At 40.5% G+C, this 2,379-nt stretch carries 1 protein-coding gene; it reads left to right on the forward strand.

What is annotated here, in order from left to right; genetic code table 11:
- Positions 1-156: 156 nt before the first annotated feature.
- Positions 157-2,379 (forward strand): hypothetical protein (locus AC1DPZ_RS25635; protein ID WP_477408820.1); only part of this gene is annotated, 2,223 nt, incomplete at its 3' end.

Here is a 2,379-nt window from a genome sequence, read left to right on the forward strand (position 1 = left end):
GAGAAGGATAAGGAACAAAAAGAGCAGAAAGAAGTAAATACCAAACAACAATTACAAATTAATGAATTAACAAGGAAGCTTGAAGTTCTTTATAAAACTTCAACTAAGAACTAACGCTAAAAAATCCATATAGCTTTTACCAACCACAACTTTAAAATGAAAAAATTTTTCCTTCTTTTACCGGTACTCTTCTTTTGCCTTTCAAGCCCCGCTGTGTTTGCGCAAAATCAAGTTGGCGTTAACCCTTTAACGGGTACTGCCAGTGTAGCTATCCCGGTATACCAAATTAAAAAAGGTAATGTTTCCGTTCCCGTAACACTTGTTTATGGTGGCCGGGGAATTAAGCCAAAAGATGTAGAAAGCTCAGCTGGTATTGGTTTTTACCTTTCAGCAGGCGGGCAGATCAGTCGGGAGGTTAGAGGTCTCCCCGATGATTGCCAAAAGGACAATTCTGGAAATGACCGTTTAGGTTGGTTGTATAATAATAATGGTACCAGTATCAGCAACTTTACTATTGCAAACGATAATAATGCAGGCACATGTACCGATGAAACAACCAACATCAATTATATTAATACCAATTTTACCGGATATTCTGACACCGAACCGGACATATTTAATGTAAATGCTCCGGGATTGTCCTGCCAGTTGGTATTGGATAAATCGCACGTTTTCAGAACATTATCTTATCAGGATTTAAAAATAGAATATAGTACAGCTTCCAATGGAATCTCTTCTTTTACAATTACTAATAATAAGGGAACCAAGTATGTATTTGCATCACCTGAACTTGTAAGCCGCAAAGCTATTGGTACCGCGGTCACTTATTTTGGGAACACTTATAAGCAGTACCAATATGGAGTAAACTTTTTTAATAATTGGTACTTAACCAGCATAACAGATGTCAATGGAAATACTATTTCCCTGAGTTATACTAATGGCCCTGATAGGACAAGTAATGATCCTGTTGAGTTATTTATTTCAGGGTCTACAACAAAATCGACCCAGTTTACTATACAGGACATATCAACCCAGGAAACTGTTTCCAGTATTACTAACGGTACGGATCAGTTGATATTTAACTGGCAATCCAATTATTATAGCGCTGGTGGCACTAATATATCATATATAGGCTCCATTACAGGTATGGGCAGAAGCTTTCAATTTACATATAGCAATGTGGGCTTCGTCCGTCCGGATAATAGTAATTACAATAGAGTATTTCTCAGGGGCGTTAATGATAGCGGTTGCAGTTCGCCTGTAAATTACAGTTTCACCTATTACGGTGAAACGGCCTCGAGCCCGGGAAATTATACAACCGTGCTTTCTGATTCGTCGTCAACTTTTACAGATTATTGGGGATATTTCAACACTAATAGTTCAACTTCATTAATCCCTGCTGTATATGTTAATCCCGCAAACCAGTCTTATCCCAGGTATGAAAATTATACATATCCAAATTCCAATGGCCCCGATTATTCAGTTAGCCTGGGTGTCAACGGAAAGTATGTAGCCCCTAATTCCGTTACTGCCGGATCTCTTAAAACCATAACTAATGCCAATGGCGGTGTAACAACCATTGTCTACGAATCCAATGATTACCTGGATGTACCCTCAAACACCATTTCTCCGGGCAACGGAATCAGGGTGAGCCGGATAACGGATAATGATGGCATCAGTTCGGCGAATGACATCGTGCGTAATTATTCATACCTCGACCCGGCTACCGGTAAATCCAGCGGCAGAGCCACCACGCTCCCCGTTTTCGCCTTTACCATTCCTTATACAGGTACCGCAACCGGGAGTGCCTATTGGAATAATGCCACAGTACTATCGCCGAATGATCTTTCAAACGACGACCATACCATCATGTATAAATATTGTAAAGAAAGCACAACCGGCACCGGTTCCACTCTTTACCAATACTATGTACCGGCAACGCAGTGGGATAGCAATGCAACACCAGGATGCGCACTCTGTACTACCGCAGAATGGGCGCGTACCATAACCAATATAGCAAGACCAACTTGCGCCGCCTATGGGCCTATTAGGGATGATATCTATACTTATCCTTTTCCACCTGCGGCTAACTATGATATTGAAAGAGGGTTAATCCAGAAAGTTATCAATTATAATGATGCCGGGACAGAGGTAAGTGAAACAGCTTATGCCTATCAGCGTACGGGATCGCCATTAATTATTCCTGCATTTAAATTTGATGACAATAATGGCATCAAGGCCTTTGCTAAATATAATATTTATGCCACAACAAGTGAGTTGACCAGCCAGGTAACAAAAAAGGTATTTGATTCACCTACGTTAAGCCAGGCACAAACCAATACTACCAGCTTTACTTATGACAACACCTATCACCAGTTA

Source organism: Mucilaginibacter sp. P4_G9 (assembly GCF_056400985.1).